Below are 18,434 nucleotides of genomic sequence, written 5' to 3'. Positions count from 1 at the left end.
GTTGGCGATCACCATTCCTGCCGATGGCCACTATGCCATCACCAATGCCAGCGTGCCGGTCTCGGTGCTTGGCGATGCAAGCTCGGGCGATCTCGCCCGGGTCGACATCACCGTCGCCGACGGCAAGATTGCCGCGATCGGTGCGGCGGGTTCCGCAACCCTGCCGCAGCAGATCGACATGCGGGGCGACATTGTCCTCCCGGCCTTCGTCGATCTCCACACTCATCTCGACAAGGGCCATATCTGGGCGCGAAAAGAGAACCCGGACGGGACCTGGCTCGGCGCGCTGATGGCTGTGCTTGGGGATCGCGAAGCCAATTGGGCGGCCAGCGATGTCGAGCGTCGCATGGATTTCTCGTTGCGCTGTGCCTATGCGCACGGCACGGCCGCCATCCGCACCCATCTCGACATGGCCCCGCCCCAACACGACATCACCTGGGACGTTTTTGAGGCCATGCGCGAGCGCTGGGCCGGACGGATCGAGTTGCAAGCCGCTGGCCTGATGGGGCCGGACACGATCCTCGACGCCGAAAAGCTGCGGGCGGTCGCGACGCGCACCAAGGCATCCGGCGGCATCCTCGGTGGCTCCACCGCCGTGCATCCGGAAAACCCGACGATCATGCACAAGCTGGTCGAAATGGCCGGCGAACTGGGCCTCGACATCGACCTCCACACCGATGAGAGCCCTGATCCGAAAGCCAATGCGCTGGAATGCCTTGCCGACGCAGTGATCGAGAGTGGATTTACCGGCTCGGTTGTCGCAGGCCACTGCTGCTCGCTCGCCGTGCAGGACAGCGAGACTGCCAAGCGCGTCATCGACAAAGTGGCGCAAGCCGGCATCGCCATCGTGTCCCTGCCCATGTGCAACATGTACCTGCAGGATCGCGACAACCAGAATGGCGTTCGCACGCCGCGCTGGCGGGGCGTCACCCTCGTCAATGAACTAAAGGCAGCGGGCGTCAAAGTCGCCATCGCCTCGGACAATACTCGCGACCCCTTCTATGCCTATGGCGATCTCGATGGCTTCGAGGTCTTTCGCGAGGGCGCGCGCATCCTCCACTTCGACCATCCGCAGACCGAGGCCTTTGCCTGGTCGCGCGTGGTCACAGCCGACCCGGCCGAGATTGCCGGATTTGGCTACACAGGTGAGCTGGCCGTCGGGGCGCCAGCCGATCTCGTGCACTTCAAAGGTCGCACCTGGACTGAACTGATGTCGCGCCCGCAAGCCGACCGGACCGTGATCCGGGCGGGGCGGGCGATCGACACCACCCTCCCCGATTACCGTGAACTCGACGACTTGATGGGCCAATCATGAGCATTGCCGCTTTCCGCGCTGACCTCAGCGACATTCCGCAAGAAGACAATCCGCGCATCGTGCAGCAGCGCAGTCGTGACCATTATTGGTATTCACCTGTTCTTAAGGCCAAGCTCGACCATGTCACCGCCGAAGTCGTGGTTTCTCCGCGCTCCAATGAAGAAGTGAAAACCGTCCTCCGCGCCGCCTACAAGCATGGCGTGGCCATCACGCCGCGTGGTGCCGGCACGGGCAATTACGGCCAAGCCATGCCGCTCTCCGGCGGCGCCATGCTCAACCTCATGAACATGGACAAGGTTCTGGAGATCAAGAAAGACCGCGTGCGGGCCCAGGCCGGTGCGGTGCTCGAAAAGCTCGATCACGAAACCAAGGAGGCCGTCGGCGGCGAACTGCGCTTCCACCCCTCCACCTACCGCATGGCCTCGCTCGGTGGTTTTATTGCCGGCGGTTCGGGTGGTGTCGGCTCGATCCGTTGGGGCGGTCTTCGCGCACTGGGCTCGATCCTCGGCCTAAAAATCATCACCTGCGAAGCCGAACCGCGCGAACTCAATCTCGTCGGCGAAGACATCCTCAAGGTCGCCCACGCCTACGGCACCAACGGCATCATCGTCGAAGCCGAAATGCCGCTGACCGAGGCGCATGAGTGGATCGACGTCATGGTCGGCTTCGATGATTTCATCGAGGCCGCCGCCTTCTCCGAAAAACTGGCGCGGCAGGACGGCATCCTTCTCAAGGAACTCTCCCCCTGCGCCGCGCCCATCCCGCAGGCCTATTTCAACCGCCACAAGCCCTATATCAAGGATGGCCAATCGGTCGTGCTGATCATGGTCGCCCCGGTTTCGGTCGAAGCGCTTGATCTCTTCACCAAGCACCACAAGGGCGAAATGCTCTACCGTTCGGACAAGGCGAGCGAAGAGGAACTGAAACGCCTGCCGCCGATCTACGAACTCGCCTGGAACCACACGACCCTGCGCGCACTCAAGATCGATCCGACCATCACCTATCTCCAGACGCGCTATCCGACGCTGGAGCATGTGAAGAAGATCGTCGATATCCTCGGCGACGAATTGCCGATGCATATCGAGATGACCCGGCAGGATGGTCTCGTCACCTATGCCGGCCTCCCCATGGTGCGCTACACCACCGAAGAGCGCCTCGAAGAAATCATCCGCATCCACGAAGACAACGGCTGCGACGTCTTCAATCCACACCGCTTCACCCTCGAAGAAGGCGGCATGAAGCGCACCGACCAGAAGCAGCTCGCCTTCAAGAAGGAAGCTGACCCCAAGGGCATTCTCAACCCCGGAAAAATGATCGCCTGGGAAAACCCCGACTTCGATTTCTCCTCGGGCAAGGCCTGGCTCTTCGACGGTCTCAATCCGGTGCATGCGGCCTGATGCGCGTCCATGTCATCCACGCCCACCCCGTTGAAACCAGTTTCAACCGCACGCTCTTCCGCACAGCCGTCGAGGGCCTGCAAAGTGCTGGCCACGAGGTCGACGCGCTCAATCTCTATGACGAAGGTTTCTCGCCCGTTCTGACGAGAGAAGAGCGCCTCAACTATCACGATGTCCCGGGCAACCTGACGCCCGAGATCAAGCCCTATGTGGATCGGCTACGCGCGGCGGAGGCGCTGGTCGTCGTGCATCCTGTCTGGAACTATGGCTATCCGGCTATGCTGAAAGGCTATTTCGACCGTGTCTTCCTGCCCGGCGTCTCCTTCACCATGGAAGGCGGCGGGGATCGGGGCAAGCTTGTGCCCTGCCTCACCAACATCAAGAAGGTCGCCTTCGTCACCACCTATGGTGGCAATCGCTGGCGGACCTGGGTGATGGGCGATCCGCCGCGGCGGATTGCCATGCGCTGGGGCTGGGTGACCTTCAAGACGCGGCCGAAATACCTGGCGCTCTATGACATGAACAATGTCACGCCCAGCCAACTCAATGGCTTCCTGGGCACGGTGCGGACGACGCTCGGCCAGTTCTGATTGTGACAGTTCAGTGCACAACAAGGCGCTTGTGCTTGCCAAGACCCGGGTTCTTGCTCAGAGAATGAGCAAGGGATTGCCCGGATGAAGTTTTCGACACGAGGGACAAAATGAGCAAATTTTCTACGCTTGGACGCCGTAGCTTTGTGGGCGTGATCGCCGCAGGCATGGCATTGGCCATGAGCGGCGTGAGCATCGCGCAGGAGCTGACCAAGGTTGCGGCCGTATGGACCGTGCCGGTCGAGCAGCAGTGGGCGAGCCGCCTGCACAATGCGCTGATCGCCGCCAAGGATCGCGGCGAGATCGACTACGTCTATTCCGAAAACATCTCCAACACCGACTATGAGCGCGTGATGCGCGAATATGCCGAGCAGGGCGTAAAACTCATCGTCGGCGAAGCCTTTGGCGTCGAGCAGCCGGCCCGCGCCGTCGCTTCGGAGTATCCGGAAATTTCGTTCCTGATGGGTTCGTCGCTGCCGCCGGTGGAACCGAACTTTGCCACCTTCGACAACTTCATCCACGAGCCGAGCTATCTGACGGGCATCGTTGCCGGTCTCAAGACCGAGAGCAACAAGATTGGCATGGTCGGCGGCTACGCCATCCCCGAGGTGAACCGCCTGATGAACGCCTTCAAGGCGGGCGCGCTGTCGGTGAACCCGGACGTGACCTTCTCGGTGAGCTTCATCAACTCCTGGTATGATCCGCCGAAGGCCAAGGAAGCCGCCTTCGCCATGGTCGATGCCGGCGCCGACATTCTCTATGCCGAACGTTTTGGCGTCTCCGACGCTGCCAAGGAGCGCGGCATTCTCGCCATCGGCAACGTGATCGACACCGCCGCCGACTATCCCGGCACCATCCTCGCCAGCGCGCTCTGGCACGGTGAGCCGATGATCGACAAGGCCATCGCCGACGTGAAGGCTGGTTCGTTCACCGCGTCCGATTACGGCATTTATGCCTTCATGGAATATGGCGGCTCGAGCGCTGTCTATGACGAAGCCCTAGCCGGCGCCGATGCGGTTGCTGCCGCAAAGGCCAAGGAAGCCGAGATTCTGGCCAAGACCTTTGTGGTCGAGATCGACGACAGCGAACCGACATCGACGCCGTGATTTTGAAGGAGCCGCAGCCCTTGTGATCGCGGCTCCACCCCACCCTCATTCCCTCCCCATCAAGGGGAGGGAGGCGCAGGCTGAGATGTCTCGGTTCCATCGTCTCCCTCCCCCTTATGGGGAGGGATCAAGGGTGGGGGTATTCTATCAGCGTGCCAGACGCCGATATTCTCCTCCGGAGCACCACCCATGACCGACGCCCCAGTGCTCCTCTCCCTTCAAAACATTACCAAGCGTTTCGGCCCCCTCATCGCCAACAACGCCATCTCGCTCGATCTCCATCGCGGCGAAATCCTTGCGCTCTTGGGCGAGAATGGCGCAGGCAAAACCACCCTGATGAACATCCTCTTCGGCCATTATGTGCAGGACGAAGGCGATGTGCGCGTCCTTGCCGACCACGGTGCCCTCGCCACCCTCCCCCCGGGCTCCCCCGGCGCAGCGCTCAAGGCCGGCCTCGGCATGGTGCACCAGCATTTTACCCTCGCCGAAAACCTCTCCGGCCTCGACAATATCCGCCTCGGCACCGAGCCGCTGCTGTCCTTCGGGCGCGAAGCCACAGCGCGAGCCAAAGTCAAAAAAATCACTGCCGAGAGCGGCCTCGACGTCGATCTCGACCGCCGCGTCGCCGACCTGACGGTGGGCGAAAAGCAGCGTATCGAGATTTTGAAGGCACTCTATCGCGACGCCAAGGTGCTCATCCTAGACGAGCCCACCGCCGTGCTGACCCCGCAGGAGGCCGAAGGCCTGTTCGTGGTCCTGCGCCGCCTCGCCGAAAATGGCCTCGGCGTCATTTTCATCTCCCACAAGCTCGGCGAAGTGCTCGCCGTCTCCCATCGCATTCTCGTGCTGCGCGCCGGGACCAAGGCCGGCGAACTGGTGACGGCCAAGGCCGACCGACGCGCCATTGCCGACCTGATGGTCGGCAAGGCTGTGGCCGAAGTCGTCCGCATCCCGGCCCTGCCCGGCGAAACGCTGATGGAATTCGATGGCGTTTCACTCAACGGCGCGGGCCGCCAAGCCCTGAGCGGCGTGAACCTGAAACTGCGTTCGGGCGAAATCGTCGGTCTCGCGGGCGTTTCCGGCAATGGACAATCCGGCATTGCCGCACTGATCTCGGGCCTAGCCGTACCCAGCAGCGGCACGCTGCGGCTCTATGGCGAGGCGATAACCAAAGCCAGCCCGCGCGATCTCGTCGAGGCCGGCGTTGCCCGCATGCCCGAGGATCGCCAGCATGACGGCGTCGTCGGCACCATGAGCGTCGCCGACAACATCGCCATCGAAGAGGTCCGCAGCCCCGCCTTTTCCAAGATGGGCCTCCTTGACCGCAAGGCCATGCGCGAGCGTGCGACCTCCGCCATTTCCGGCTACGACGTTCGCTGCCCCGGCCCCGATGCCGAAGCGCGCCTGCTGTCGGGCGGCAATGTGCAAAAGCTCATTCTCGCCCGCGTGCTGGAGCGCGAGCCACGCGTCATCCTCGCCAACCAGCCCACCCGGGGCCTCGATGTCGGCGCGCAGGCTGAAGTGCATCGCCGCATCCTTGCCGCGCGCGATCGCGGTGCCGCCGTGCTGGTCATTTCCGAAGACCTCGACGAACTCTTCGCGCTCGCCGACCGCTTCGTCGTGGTTCACGCCGGCGAATTGGCCGATGCCGGATCGAGCGAAAGCCTCGACCGCGGCACGATCGGCCTGATGATGGCCGGCCAGGCCCGCACGCCAGTAGGAATTGCGTCATGAGCCTTCGTCTGGAACCGCGGGATCACGCCTCCGTCAGCCTCAAACTCACCGTTTCGCTCGCAGCCGGCGTCATCGCCCTCCTGCTCGTCGCCGTGCCCGTGATCGCCGCCGGCGGCACGCCGCTGGAAGCCTATTGGCTCATGCTACAAGGCGCCTTTGGCTCGATGTTTGCGCTGAGCGAAACCCTCAACCGCGCCACGCCGCTGATCCTCACCGGCCTCGCCGCCGCCGTCGCCTTCCGCGCAAAGCTCTGGAATATCGGCGCTGAAGGCCAGCTCTATATTGGCGCCCTCGCAGCCGTCTGCGTTGGCAGCGGCCTCATGCAATTGCCCCCGGTCCTGATGATCCCGACCGTGATGGTTGCCGGCTTCCTCGCAGGCGGGCTGATGATGGTCATTCCCACGATCATCAAGCAGCGTTTTGGTGCCGACGAAGTCGTCATCACCCTGCTGCTCAATTTCGTGGTCATTCTCTTCATCCAGATGCTGGTCGAAGGCGTGCTGAAAGACCCGCTCTCGATGGGCTGGCCGCAATCGGTGCCGCTGATCGCCGAAGCAAAGCTGCCAAAACTCCTGCCGCGTCTCCGCATGCATTGGGGGCTGATCACCGGCCTCGTTGCCGCGCTGATCCTGTGGCTGATGGTCCGCAAAACCGTGCTTGGCTTTGAAATCCGCGCCGTCGGCGAGAACAAGGCTGCGGCCCGCTTTGCCGGCATTCCTGTCGATGCAACCATGCTGAAGGTCGCGCTGATCTCCGGCGGCCTCGCGGGCCTTGCCGGCGTCGGCGAAGTGGCCGGTGTAAAGGACTACCTCTCCTCCGACCTGTCACCGGGCTTCGGCTATTCCGGCATTGTCGTCGCCATGCTCGCCGGCCTTTCGCCTGTGGGCACGGTGATCGCCGCCGTCTTCGTCGCCGCCGTCTTCGTGGGTGCTGATTCAATGAGCCGCGCGACCGGGATTTCGAGCTATATCGCCGATCTCGTCGTGGCCCTGTCGCTGCTCTGCGTGCTGGTCGGCAGCTTCTTCCTGCGGTTCAGCGTCAAATTCGAACGCCGGCAAGTGGGGGCCTGAGCATGGACGTCCTCTTCGACATTCTAGGCTCCGCCAATTTCTGGGCCGCCGCCATCCGCATCGCCACGCCGCTGATTTTTGGCGTGTTGGGCGCCCTCATCTGCGAACGCGCCGGCGTGCTCAATCTCGGCATCGAGGGCATTTTCGTCGCCGGCGCCATGGCCGGCTGGCTGGCCGTCTATCTCGGCGCGGGCCTCTGGGGCGGCGTGCTCGTCGCAGCACTTGCGGGCGCTCTCTTCGGCCTGCTCCACGCCTTCCTCACCGTCATTCTCGGCCTCTCGCAGCACGTCTCCGGCATCGGCATAACGCTTCTCGCCACCAGCGTGAGCTATTTCACCTATCGCACCGCCCTGCCCGATGTGACCTCGCCACCACGCATCGCGGCCTTCCAGCCGCTGAATATTCCGGGGCTCTCCGACCTACCTTTCTTCGGCCCTGCACTTTTCCAACAGACACCGCTGACCTTCCTCGCTCTGGTCTTCGTCGTCCTCGTCGCGCTGGTGCTCTATCGCACCCCGCTTGGCCTCGCCATTCGCGCCGTTGGCGACAATCCTGCCTCGGTCGAAGCTCAGGGACTTTCTGTGGTCGGCCTACGTGTTGGCGCCGTCGTCGTCGGCTCGGCGCTGATGGCGCTGGGTGGGGCCTTCCTCACCATGTCGGCCTTCGATGCCTTCTTCTTCGGCATGGTCAATGGCCGCGGCTGGATCTGCATAGCGCTCGTCGTCTTCGCCTCCTGGCAACCCGGCAAGGCGCTGCTTGGCGCCCTGCTCTTCGGCGCCTTCGATGCCTTCCAGATCCGCCTCCAGGCACAGATCGGCCAGGTCGTGCCCGGCCAGGTGTTCCTCATGCTGCCATATCTGCTATCCATCGTGGCACTGATCCTGGTCGCGCGCCGCGCGGATTATCCCCGCGCGCTGTTGCAGCCCTGGACCAAGGGGCAGCGGCACTAGTTTTCCCTGAGACCTCTTGGTGAGGTGGGCGGCAGCGCCGCCCCTCGAACCGCGAGGTCGGGCACGCCGCCGCTTCGGTGCCACGCCCTCGCCCTTCGAGGCTTCGCTTCGCTGTGCACCTCAGGATGAGGGCTACTTTTGACTTGAGGAATGAGCAATGTTCGAGCTGAAAATCACCAATGCCACCCTGCCCGATGGTCGGAAAAACCTCGATATCGGCATCAAGGATGGCAAGATCGCTGCCATTGAAGCCAATCTCGGCGGCGAGACGGGCGAGGTGATCGATGCCGATGGGCAGCTCGTTGCCCCGCCCTTCGTCGATTGCCATTTTCACATGGATGCGACGCTCTCCCTCGGCCAACCGCGTTTCAACGAAAGCGGGCGCTTGTTGGAAGGTATCCAGATCTGGGGCGAGCTAAAACCGCTTCTCACCCATGAAGCCGTCATCGAGCGGGCGCTCAACTATTGCGACCTCGCCGTCGCCCAGGGCCTCCTCGCCATCCGCACCCATGTCGACATCTGCGACGATCGCCTCCTTGGCGTCGAAGCCCTGCTCGAGGTGAAAAAGCGCGTCGCCCCCTATATCGACCTGCAGCTCGTCGCTTTCCCGCAGGATGGCTACTATCGCTATCCCGGCGCCATTGATCTCCTCAACCGCGCGCTCGACATGGGCGTAGACGTTGTCGGCGGCATTCCGCATTTCGAGCGCACCATGTCCGATGGCGCTGCGAGCGTGAAAGCCCTCTGCGAAATCGCCGAAAAGCGCGGCCTCCTGGTCGACCTCCATTGCGACGAAACCGACGACCCGCTGAGCCGCCATATCGAGACGCTGACCTACGAAACCCAGCGCCTCGGCCTAAACGGCCGCGTCAATGGCTCGCACCTGACGTCCATGCACTCCATGGACAATTACTACGTCTCAAAGCTGCTGCCGCTGATGGCCGAGGCCGACGTATCGGCCACCGCCAATCCCAATATCAATATCGGCATCCAGGGCCGCCACGACACCTATCCCAAGCGCCGCGGCATGACCCGGATCCCGGAAATGCTGACCTATGGCATCACCTGTGCCTTCGGCCAGGACTGCATGATGGACCCCTGGTATTCGCTGGGTCAGGCCGACATGCTCGACGTCGCTTCCATGGGCCTCCATGTCGCGCAGATGACCAGCCGCGACGCCATGCGCCAGTGTTTTGACGCCGTCACCACCGGCCCGGCAAAAATCATGCATCTCGATGGCTATGGCGTTGAAGTCGGCAACAAGGCCGACATCGTGCTGCTGCAGGCAACGGACTCCATCGAAGCCATCCGCCTCAAGGCAACCCGCCTCGCGGTCATCAAAGCCGGCCGCGTCATCGCCCGCACCACCCCGCGCCAGACTGCCCTCGCCCTGCCCGATCGCCCGACGCGCCTGGACCCGGCCCGCGTCGGCCCCAGCGCCAACTGATCACTTATCCTGACGAGCCTTTTCATGACCGATACCGTTCTCGACCGCTTCCTGCGCTATGTGCAGATCGACACACAGTCGGACCCAACGTCGCCCACCCAACCCTCGACGGAAAAACAGAAGACGCTGAGCCGCCTCCTGGTGAGCGAGCTGCTCGCCATTGGCTTTGCCGACGCGGAAATGGACAGCAATGGCTATGTCTATGCCACCGTGCCGGCCAATACCGACAAGGACGTGCCGGTCATCTGCTTCTGCTCGCACGTGGATACCGCGCCCGATTTCAGCGGCACAGGCGTCAAGCCGCAGATGATTAAGAATTATGCTGGCGGCGACATCACCCTCGTCGGCGACAAAAGCCGCGTCATCCGTGTTGCCGAGCATCCCGAGCTCAACAACCAGATCGGCAATGATCTCATCACCACCGACGGCACGACCCTCCTTGGCGCCGACGACAAGGCCGGCGTCGCCGAGATCGTGACGGCGGCGGAAATCCTTCTCAAGGACAAGTCCATCCCGCATGGCGTGATCAAGCTCCTGTTAACGCCCGACGAAGAAATCGGCCGCGGCGTCGATAAGGTGGACCTCAAAAAGCTCGGCGCGCGCTTTGCCTATACAATGGATGGCGAAACGGCCGGAACCATCGAGGACGAAACCTTCTCCGCCGACGGGCTCGAAATCTCCATCACCGGCGTCGCCATGCATCCCGGCTTTGCCAAGGGCCGCATGGAAAACGCCATCAAGATCGCCGGCGAGATCATCGCCCGCCTGCCCCATGACGTCTCCCCGGAAGGCACGGAAGGCCGCGAGGGTTTCGTGCATCCCGTCGGCGTCACCGGCTCGATGGAGAAGGCCACGATTGCAATGATCGTGCGCGATTTCACCGTCGCGGGGCTCAAGGAAAAAGAGGCCATGGTCGACGAGATCGCCAAAGCGGTCCTCGCGAACTATCCGGGCTCGAGCTATCGCATTGCGGTCAAGGAGCAGTACCGCAACATGAAGGAGGTTCTCGACAAGAACCCCGAGATCGTCGAGTTCGCCGTAGAGGCCATTCGCCGCGCCGGCATGGAGCCGGTGCGAGGCTCCATTCGCGGCGGCACCGATGGCTCGCGCCTCTCCTTCATGGGCCTGCCCACCGCCAATATTTTTGCCGGCGGCCATGCCTTCCATTCGCCGCTCGAATGGATCAGCCGCCAGGACATGGAAAAGGCCGTGTCCACCATCGTTGAACTGGCGCGCCTCTGGGAAGAGCGCGCCTAAGCTGCATGAGGCTCTCGCCGCGTTTCCTGCGGCGAGAAGCCGAAGCGGCGCTTGTAGCAGGTGGCAAAATATTGGCTAGAGGAAAAGCCGCATTCCAGCGCGACTTCGGTCACGCTGGCATCGGCCTTTTCGCTTAGCCATTTCTTCGCCGCTTCCAGCCGCACCATCTGCAGATAACGCACCGGCGTCATATTGGTCAGCGCCTGGCAGTGCTGGGAAAACTGGGTGCGCGACAGCCTACATTCGGCCGCCATGTTTTCGAGCGTCCAGTCTTCGTCGAGCGCATGCGGCAGGCGATTGAGAAAAATCTGCACCGTGCGCTTGGAGCTGGCGAGATCCTCGTCGAGCATGGGCGCCTGGCTTTCGAGCTGCTTCATGAATTGCAGCAACATCATCGAGATCAGCAAGCGCAGGCGCGTCTCTTCGCCGGCCACATCGTGTTCGGCAACGATGTCGGCAATGTCATGAAAACTCCGCGCCACTTCGCGGCTGGCTGTGAGCACATGCTGCTCATTGCGTGACAGCAGCCGCGTCAGCCGTTCCGTATCGCGCTCCGGCCAGGCCATCCAGTCGGGCCAGAGCCAGTCTTCATGCGGCCGGCGCACGCCCACGTCGAAGAGCACCCAGATGATCTGGCTGGCCGAAACATGCGGGTCACCGAACTGGTGCAATTGCCAGGGGCGCACCACGAACATCTGACCCTCGGTCAGCTCGTGCCGATGCCCGTCGACCTTGAGCACCATGGAGCCGCGCGCCAGATAGGCGATTTTCACGCCCTCGTTGCAATGCTCCTTGAGACCCCAATCCTGCGAGCGCACGGCATCCCAGCCGCCGACGGACAGCACCTGCGGCAGCGCGTCGCCCAGCGGCTTGCCGGGATATTTTCGCCGCGTCCAGGCATTGAGCGTCACCTTGCCGGCCAGCGAAGCCTCATAGAGGTCGGCGCAATTGCCGGCATACATCAGCGCGCCGGGCTCGGTGAATACCGCAGGCCGCGAAATAGCATGCGAACGGGCCTCTGGGTTCATGGCTCCCCCCATGTGCAAATTCTACCAGTGTTACCATTCGAACGCGCGACCCGGCGCAGTGCGCAATGATCACAGCGTTCGCCTCCTGGCCCCAAGGCTAGAGAGTCGGACGCCCGGAAGTCAACTAGAGCAGTCGGAAAGACAGCCAAACTGACATTTCGGGCCATGGAGGAGTTTTGGCCGGAGCCGGTTTTAGCGGCGTTCGAAATTCGCTGATGGGGCGCAATGCAACAATTGTTGCACGTACCTCAAGGCGAAAGCGAGCAGTCGTGCACCGTCTGGCGCGAGGGGAAAACTATGAAGCTCGGCATCAATCTGCTGTGCTTGACCGACTTCGTGACCGAAGCGCATCTGCCGGCAATCCGGCAGATCAAGGCGCTGGGTTATGATGGCGTCGAGGTGCCGGTTCTTTCCGGCCAGCCGTCGCATTATGCGTGGCTGGCCAAGGAGCTGGACGCCATAGGGCTCGAGCGCTGCACGACCTCCATAGTGCCGAGCCCCGATGCCAGCCCGATTTCCGACGATCGGGACAATCGCGCTCGCGGCAGAAAACATCTCGATTGGGCGCTCGATTGCGCCATCGCGCTCGGCGCGCAGAGCGTCGGCGGGCCGATCCACGCGCCCATCGGGCATTTCACCGGCTTCGGCCCGACCGAGAGCGAACTGTCCCATGGCGCAGAGGCGCATCGGGCGCTGGCAACCCGCGCCGAGGCCAATGGCATCTATCTCAGCCTCGAACACCTCAACCGTTTCGAGACCTATTTCCTCAACACCACGACCCAGTGCCGCGACTATGCGCGCCGGGTCGATCATCCGGCCTGCCGGATTATGTACGACACGTTCCACGCCAATATCGAAGACCGCAACCAGGTTGCCGCCTACGAAACCGTCGCGCCGCATGTTGGCGTGGTCCATATCTCAGAAAATGACCGCGGCATTCCAGGTCGTGGGCACATCGATTTTCTCTCGATCATGCAGGCGGTCCGCCGCTCCGGCTACGATGGCTGGGTGACGCTCGAAGCCTTTGGCGCCGGCCTTCCCGCCATTGCCGCCGCGACCCGCGTCTGGCGCCCGCTTTTCCCCGATTACGACACGCTCTTTTCCGAAAGCGCCGCTTTCATCCGCAACACTTGGGACGCGGCCGGGAGGGAAATCGCCGCATGAGTGACGTCCCAACCATCGAGATGCGCGGCATTTCCAAGTCGTTCCCGGCGGTAAAAGCCCTGCGCGGCGTGTCCTTCACCTGTTCCAAAGGCGAAGTGCATGCGCTTTGCGGCGAGAACGGCGCCGGAAAATCGACGCTCATAAAAATCCTCTCCGGCGTCTATCGGCCCGATAGCGGCGAGGTGCTGATCGACGGACAAGAGCAGCATTTCAAGCACCCGCAAGAAGCCCTGCTCGCCGGCATTTCGGTGATCTACCAGGAATTCTCGCTGTTGCCCGAGCGCACGGTCGCGCAAAACCTCTTCCTCGGCCGCGAGCCGACGAAGAATGGTCTGATCGACAACAAGGCAATGGTCGCCGAAACGCAGCGTGTGCTCGGCCTCTTCGGCGTGCGCCACCGCATCGAGCCGGAAACGCTGGTTGCCGATCTCGACGTGGCGAGCCAGCAGATGGTCGAGATCGCCAAGGCGATTTCGCTCAATGCCAAAGTCATCGTCATGGACGAGCCGACCGCCGCGCTCAACGAAGCCGAATGCGAAGTGCTGTTCTCGCTCGTCGACCAGCTCCGCGCCTCGGGCACGGCCATCGTCTACATCACCCACCGCATGCGCGAGGTTACCCGCCTCGCCAACCGCGTCACCGTCATCAAGGATGGCGAAGTCACCGCGAGTTTCGACCACGTCCCCGCGCCCGATGTCATCGTCCGCGCCATGGTCGGCCGCGACATCTCCGAATATTATCCGGAACCCGCGACCGCGTCTGAAATCGGCCCCGTCGTCCTCTCGGTGTCTGGCGGCGGCAATGCCGCGCTACGCGATATCAATCTCGAACTGCGCTCCGGCGAAATCGTCGGCTTTGCAGGCCTCCAAGGCGCCGGCCGTACGCCTCTGGCCATGGCCCTTTTCGGCGCCGCGCCGTTCACTTCGGGCACCATGACCCTCGATGGCAAGGCGGTTCACCTCACATCGCCGCGCGACGCCATCCGGGCCGGCATCGGCATGCTGCCGGGCGACCGCAAGGCACAGGCGTTGTTCCTCATGCAGTCAGTCCGCGACAACGGCATGCTCACCGCCCGCAGCTTTGCCGGCATTTTCGGCGGCCACCGCGCCAATCGCTTCACCGACCTCAACGGTATGAACGCCTTGCTCGACCAGATGAAGGTCCGCGCCCCGTCCTACGAACAGGAAATGCGCTTCCTCTCCGGCGGCAATCAGCAAAAGGCCATCGTCGCCCGCTGGCTCGCCTTGCGCCCAAAAGTGCTGATCTTCATCGAACCCACCCGCGGCATCGATGTCGACGCCAAGGCCAGCATCTACCACCTGATGCGCGACCTCGCCCGCGCCGGTACGGCGGTGATGATGGTCTCGTCCGACCTCCCAGAAATCCTGGGCGCCTCCGACCGTATCGTCGTCATGCGCGAGGGCCGCATTGCCGGAGAATTCGGCCGCTCGGCCACCGAAGCCGAACTCATGCTGGCGGCCACCGGGGAAACGGGAGTGGCCGCATGACCGACACTCCGCTCTCAACGCCCCGCCGTTTCCGCTTCGAGCGCCACGCCTCGACCATTCTGTTGGTATCTGCCGTCGCGCTCTACATCGCCCTGATCATCATCATGGGCCAGACGCGCTTCCTCACGCTCGAAAACCTCGTCGCCATTCTCGGCCGCTCGATCACCCTCGGCATCACCGCCATCGGCCAGACCTTTGCGATCCTTGTCGCATCGATCGACCTCAGCGTCGCCAGCCTGATTTCGGCGTCCGCCGTTGTCACCTCTGTTGTCATGAATGGCGATCCGGCCATGATGCTGCCGGCGGTCCTTGCCGTCCTCGCCCTCGGCGCGGTCGTTGGCCTCGCCAATGGCCTCGTCATCACCAAGCTGGAAGTCAATCCGCTGATTGCGACCCTGGGCATGTCACTGATCATCCAAGGCGTTTTGTCCTATTATTACAATAACTTCGCTGGCAACGTCCCGGTCGAGTTCCAGGTCTTCGCCTATGGCACGGTGGGCATCGTGCCCTTCTCGCTGATGTTCATGTTCGTCCTCGCCGGCTGCGCCTGGTTCGTGCTGCGCTTCTCCCGCTTCGGCTCCGACGTCTATTCCGTCGGCGGCAACAAGGACGCGGCGCGCCTTGCCGGCATCAAGACCGACCGCGTCGTCATCGGCGCCCATGTCATCTGCTCGCTCTGCGCCGCCATTGCCGGCATCTACCTCGCCTCGCGCCTCCGCTCCGGCGCACCATGGATCGGTGCCGAAGGTGTCTATGATCTCGAATCCATCGCCGTCGTCGTTATCGGCGGCACAGTGCTGGCGGGCGGCCGCGGCGGCATCTGGGGCACGATAGCCGGCGTCATCATCTTCTCGCTCATCGACTCGATCTTCAACGTCGCGGGCGTCGATGCCTTCGTGAAGCAGGTGCTGCGCGGTATCATCATCGTCGCCGCCGTTGCCTTCTATGCCGCCCGTTCGAAGAGGCCCGTCGCATGAGCGCGCAATCCCTTCCCCAGCCCACCGCGGCGACACGCCGCCTGCCCCGGATCAACCCGGTCTATGTGCTGGTCGTGGCGCTGATCCTTGCCATCATCGTCATGAACCCGGCTTTTGGCGAACCCACCGGCTACATGAATTTCTTGAAGCGCGTCACCGCCCTCGCCATCCTTTCGGCCGGCGCGCTTTATGTCATCGTCTCCGGCGGTTTCGACCTCAGCGTCGGCTCGATCATGACGCTGACCGTCATCGGCTCGTCCATGCTGGCGAGCAATGATCCCAATTCGACCTACTGGATCATTCCGCTGATGCTCGGCATCGGCGCCGTCATCGGGCTCATCAACGGCCTCGTCGTCAGCTACCTGAAAGTGCCATCGCTGATCGCCACGCTGGGCATGATGATCACGCTCAACGGCGTCGCCTTCATGTGGTCCGGCGGCGCGCCGCGCGGCTACCTGCCCGACACTTTTCGGTTTTTTGGCCGCTACAACATCACCGATATCCCGGTCATTTCGCTGCTGCCAATCGCCGTGATCTGTCTCGTCGTGTTCGGCGTGATCCTCTGGTGGGGCATGCACCGCACCAATTTCGGTCGCATGCTGCATGCCGTGGGCGACAACCAGCAGGCCGCGCGCCTTGCCGGTGTGCCGGTCGAGCGCGTGCGCATCTCGGCCTTCGTCGTCTCGGCGCTGACCGCGGTTCTCGCGGGCGTCATTCTCGGCGGCCGGGCAGGTGTCTCCGTCGATATCGGCTCGGGCTTTGAACTGCAGGCCATCACGGCCGCCGTCATCGGCGGCGCGCAATTGCTCGGCGGTCGCGGCTCCGTCCCGGCGACCATCGCCGGCGCATTGGCGCTCGAAGCCATTTTCACCCTGCTCAACCTTCTCGGACTGGCCCAGCCGGTCCGCTTGGTGGTGCAGGGACTAATCCTCATCGGCGCAGTGGCGTTTGCGACCTACCAGCGCAAGCGCGCCGGCCGATGAGCTGAGACAGATGGCCGACCGGCCGTCTGAGGAAAAAGTGGGAAAACCTCACGAGGGAGGAAGACGTGCAGAAGATTATTTTGGCGGCAGCCGTGTTTGGCATGCTGACCGGAGCCGCATTTTCTCAGGCTCCAAACTTTGACGACCCCGCCGAATTCGCCAAGCAGCGCGACCAACTGACGGCGACCTTCAACGGCCCCGCAGATCAGCCCTATCTGCAATATGCCGGCGACTCCATGGCCGATACCGCCTCGTTCAAGAAGGAAGGTCCGTGGACCGTCTGCTTCTCGAATGCCGGCGTCAACAATCCCTGGCGCGTGGTCGGCTATACCGACATGACCGAGGAAGTGAAACTCCATCCGGAAATCGGCACCTTCACCCATGTCGACGCCGAAGGCTCTGACGACAAGCAGATCGCCGATATCGACGACCTGCTCGCCGGCGGCAATTGCAGCGTGCTGATCGTCTCGCCGAACTCGACTGCCGCCCTGACGCCGGCCGTTGAAAAGGCCTGTGCCGCCGGTCTCCCGGTCATCGTCTTCGACCGCGGCGTCACCACCGATTGCCCGGTTACCTTCGTCCACCCGGTGGGCGGCTACGGTTTTGGTATCCAGGCAGCCGAACATATCATCGCCAATGTGCCGGCCGGCGGCAAAGTGCTGATGCTGCGCATCCTGCCAGGCGTCGACGTGCTCGAAACCCGCGCCTCCGGTGCCCGCAACATGTTCAAGGAAGCGGGCCTTGAAGTCCTCGGTGAAGAATTCACCGATGGCGACAATGCCAAGACCAAGTCCATCGTCGAAGACTACCTGCAGCGCGGCACTATCGACGCCGTGTGGATGGATGCCGGCGCCACTGCCGTCGCCGCCGTCGAAGCCTTTGAAGACCAGGGCGTCGACGTCCCGGTCGTCACCGGCGAAGACCAGCAGGACTATCTGCAGAAGTGGCGCGACCTTGGCTTCAAGGGTATCGCCCCGACCTATCCGACCTATCAGTGGCGCACGGCGATCATCGCCGCGGTGAATACACTGAAGGGCGAACAGGTCCCGAGCCCGGAATGGATCCTGCCGCAGCCGGCCATCACCCAGGACGTGCTCGACCAGTACATCAACGAAAAGATGCCGCCGCTCCACTATGCCATGTGCGGCTGCGAAGACATGCCGAACTATCCCCAGGCCTGGGGCGGTACGGAATAAACCTTCCCAACGATGACTGCGGGGCGCCCAAGGGCGCCCCTTCTTTGTTCCAGAGAGAGAAGGTTCATGAGCATCAAGACGGAACTACACTGGTCCAAGCCCAAGGGCATGCTGCCCAATTCCCGCTTTCCGCTGCTGGTGCATCGCAATGCCGTGCCGGGCGGCGGCAAAGACGCGGTGATCGGGCGGTTGCGGGCCAATGGCTGGTTCAATAACTGGCGTTATCCCGGCATCTATACCTATCCCCATTTCCACTCGACCACGCATGAATGCCTCGGCTGCGCCCGTGGCTGGATGGATGTGGAGTTCTTCGGCGCAGGCGGGGTGAAACTCCGCGTCGAAGCGGGCGACATCGTCGTCCTGCCAGCCGGCGTCTCCCACTGCATGACAGGCAATTCCGATGACGTGCAGATGGTCGGCGGCTATCCCGAAGGCCGCGACTGGGACAATGTGCAGGAAGGTAATCTCACCGAAGAGACCCGCCGCGCTGTCGCCAAGCGCATCATGTCCCTACCCATTCCGGCGCGCGACCCGGCCACGGGCGAGCCCATGCACGAATGGATCGACACGCCCTCCTCGGTCGATGCGGATCTCAACGATTTTCGCGATGGCCTGGGGGATGGTTGAGAGGGCGGCACGAAACCTCCATTCGCCCGCCCTCGTGGTTCGATGCTTTGCTCCGCAAAGCACCTCACCATGAGGGCCACGGCAA

16 protein-coding genes are annotated in these 18,434 nt (G+C 62.9%); 15 read left to right on the top strand and 1 reads right to left on the bottom strand.

The window, feature by feature from the left end; translation table 11 throughout:
* Position 1: 1 nt before the first annotated feature.
* The 9 genes from JP75_RS08250 to pepT all read left to right on the top strand — a co-directional run bounded on the left by JP75_RS08250 (position 2) and on the right by pepT (position 10,866).
* Positions 2-1,315 carry a cytosine deaminase gene (locus JP75_RS08250; RefSeq protein ID WP_035081485.1) on the top strand — a complete coding sequence of 438 codons (1,314 nt, stop codon included), beginning with the start codon at positions 2-4 and terminating at the stop codon, positions 1,313-1,315.
* A complete protein-coding gene (locus JP75_RS08245; protein WP_425277271.1) occupies positions 1,309-2,712 on the top strand; it encodes an FAD-binding oxidoreductase in 1,404 nt (467 codons plus the stop codon). Before JP75_RS08250 ends, JP75_RS08245 begins: the two co-directional genes overlap by 7 nt.
* Positions 2,712-3,302 (top strand): NAD(P)H-dependent oxidoreductase, encoded by a 591-nt coding sequence (locus JP75_RS08240; protein WP_035081480.1) that lies wholly within the window; start codon positions 2,712-2,714, stop codon positions 3,300-3,302. The genes JP75_RS08245 and JP75_RS08240 overlap by 1 nt, the downstream gene beginning before the upstream one ends.
* Positions 3,303-3,412: 110 nt before the next feature.
* Positions 3,413-4,408, top strand: a complete 996-nt coding sequence (locus JP75_RS08235) for a BMP family protein (protein ID WP_035081479.1) — start codon at positions 3,413-3,415, stop codon at positions 4,406-4,408.
* Positions 4,409-4,597: 189 nt separating this feature from the next.
* Entirely contained in the window at positions 4,598-6,142 is a 1,545-nt protein-coding gene (locus tag JP75_RS08230; protein WP_035081477.1) for an ABC transporter ATP-binding protein, read from the top strand.
* Complete coding sequence (locus JP75_RS08225; RefSeq protein ID WP_035081475.1) at positions 6,139-7,212, top strand: ABC transporter permease; 1,074 nt, start codon at positions 6,139-6,141, stop codon at positions 7,210-7,212. Before JP75_RS08230 ends, JP75_RS08225 begins: the two co-directional genes overlap by 4 nt.
* A gap of 2 nt (positions 7,213-7,214) precedes the next feature.
* The gene (locus JP75_RS08220; protein ID WP_035081473.1) at positions 7,215-8,162 is read left to right on the top strand and encodes an ABC transporter permease; all 948 of its coding nucleotides are present in this window, start codon (positions 7,215-7,217) and stop codon (positions 8,160-8,162) included.
* A gap of 157 nt (positions 8,163-8,319) precedes the next feature.
* Complete coding sequence (locus JP75_RS08215) at positions 8,320-9,609, top strand: amidohydrolase family protein (RefSeq protein WP_035081471.1); 1,290 nt, start codon at positions 8,320-8,322, stop codon at positions 9,607-9,609.
* Between the two features lie 24 nt (positions 9,610-9,633).
* A complete protein-coding gene (gene pepT, locus JP75_RS08210; RefSeq protein ID WP_035081468.1) occupies positions 9,634-10,866 on the top strand; it encodes a peptidase T in 1,233 nt (410 codons plus the stop codon).
* Here the strand turns inward: pepT and JP75_RS08205 are convergent.
* The gene (locus JP75_RS08205) at positions 10,863-11,894 is read right to left on the bottom strand and encodes a helix-turn-helix transcriptional regulator (RefSeq protein WP_051960499.1); all 1,032 of its coding nucleotides are present in this window, start codon (positions 11,892-11,894) and stop codon (positions 10,863-10,865) included. The genes pepT and JP75_RS08205 overlap by 4 nt on opposite strands.
* Positions 11,895-12,191: 297 nt before the next feature.
* On the opposite strand from JP75_RS08205, the gene JP75_RS08200 reads away from it, so the two are divergent.
* From JP75_RS08200 to JP75_RS08175, 6 genes are all read left to right on the top strand, one after another.
* Positions 12,192-13,058 (top strand): sugar phosphate isomerase/epimerase family protein, encoded by an 867-nt coding sequence (locus tag JP75_RS08200; RefSeq protein ID WP_035081465.1) that lies wholly within the window; start codon positions 12,192-12,194, stop codon positions 13,056-13,058.
* Entirely contained in the window at positions 13,055-14,566 is a 1,512-nt protein-coding gene (locus JP75_RS08195; RefSeq protein ID WP_035081463.1) for a sugar ABC transporter ATP-binding protein, read from the top strand. Before JP75_RS08200 ends, JP75_RS08195 begins: the two co-directional genes overlap by 4 nt.
* Complete coding sequence (locus tag JP75_RS08190; protein WP_035081461.1) at positions 14,563-15,543, top strand: ABC transporter permease; 981 nt, start codon at positions 14,563-14,565, stop codon at positions 15,541-15,543. The genes JP75_RS08195 and JP75_RS08190 overlap by 4 nt, the downstream gene beginning before the upstream one ends.
* Positions 15,540-16,526: an ABC transporter permease gene (locus tag JP75_RS08185; protein ID WP_035081458.1), complete on the top strand. Its 987-nt coding sequence runs from the start codon at positions 15,540-15,542 to the stop codon at positions 16,524-16,526. Before JP75_RS08190 ends, JP75_RS08185 begins: the two co-directional genes overlap by 4 nt.
* 65 nt (positions 16,527-16,591) lie before the next feature.
* Positions 16,592-17,722, top strand: coding sequence for a substrate-binding domain-containing protein (locus JP75_RS08180; protein ID WP_244446276.1), 1,131 nt, complete (start codon positions 16,592-16,594; stop codon positions 17,720-17,722).
* A 66-nt stretch (positions 17,723-17,788) separates the two neighbouring features.
* A complete protein-coding gene (locus JP75_RS08175) occupies positions 17,789-18,349 on the top strand; it encodes a cupin domain-containing protein (protein WP_035081455.1) in 561 nt (186 codons plus the stop codon).
* Positions 18,350-18,434: the final 85 nt, after the last annotated feature.

The organism is Devosia riboflavina, from assembly GCF_000743575.1.
GTDB lineage: Bacteria > Pseudomonadota > Alphaproteobacteria > Rhizobiales > Devosiaceae > Devosia > Devosia riboflavina.
Note: the sequence above shows the minus strand (reverse complement) of the source record. Positions and strands in the feature narration are given on the sequence as shown.

Coding starts and splice junctions, on each gene's coding strand:
- JP75_RS08235 (WP_035081479.1), top strand. CDS start 3,413: ATGAGCAAATTTTCTACGCTTGGACGCCGTAGCTTTGTGGGCGTGATC.
- JP75_RS08175 (WP_035081455.1), top strand. CDS start 17,789: ATGAGCATCAAGACGGAACTACACTGGTCCAAGCCCAAGGGCATGCTG.
- JP75_RS08205 (WP_051960499.1), bottom strand. CDS start 11,894: ATGAACCCAGAGGCCCGTTCGCATGCTATTTCGCGGCCTGCGGTATTC.
- JP75_RS08200 (WP_035081465.1), top strand. CDS start 12,192: ATGAAGCTCGGCATCAATCTGCTGTGCTTGACCGACTTCGTGACCGAA.
- JP75_RS08195 (WP_035081463.1), top strand. CDS start 13,055: ATGAGTGACGTCCCAACCATCGAGATGCGCGGCATTTCCAAGTCGTTC.
- JP75_RS08220 (WP_035081473.1), top strand. CDS start 7,215: ATGGACGTCCTCTTCGACATTCTAGGCTCCGCCAATTTCTGGGCCGCC.
- JP75_RS08215 (WP_035081471.1), top strand. CDS start 8,320: ATGTTCGAGCTGAAAATCACCAATGCCACCCTGCCCGATGGTCGGAAA.
- JP75_RS08240 (WP_035081480.1), top strand. CDS start 2,712: ATGCGCGTCCATGTCATCCACGCCCACCCCGTTGAAACCAGTTTCAAC.
- JP75_RS08225 (WP_035081475.1), top strand. CDS start 6,139: ATGAGCCTTCGTCTGGAACCGCGGGATCACGCCTCCGTCAGCCTCAAA.
- pepT (WP_035081468.1), top strand. CDS start 9,634: ATGACCGATACCGTTCTCGACCGCTTCCTGCGCTATGTGCAGATCGAC.
- JP75_RS08185 (WP_035081458.1), top strand. CDS start 15,540: ATGAGCGCGCAATCCCTTCCCCAGCCCACCGCGGCGACACGCCGCCTG.
- JP75_RS08190 (WP_035081461.1), top strand. CDS start 14,563: ATGACCGACACTCCGCTCTCAACGCCCCGCCGTTTCCGCTTCGAGCGC.
- JP75_RS08230 (WP_035081477.1), top strand. CDS start 4,598: ATGACCGACGCCCCAGTGCTCCTCTCCCTTCAAAACATTACCAAGCGT.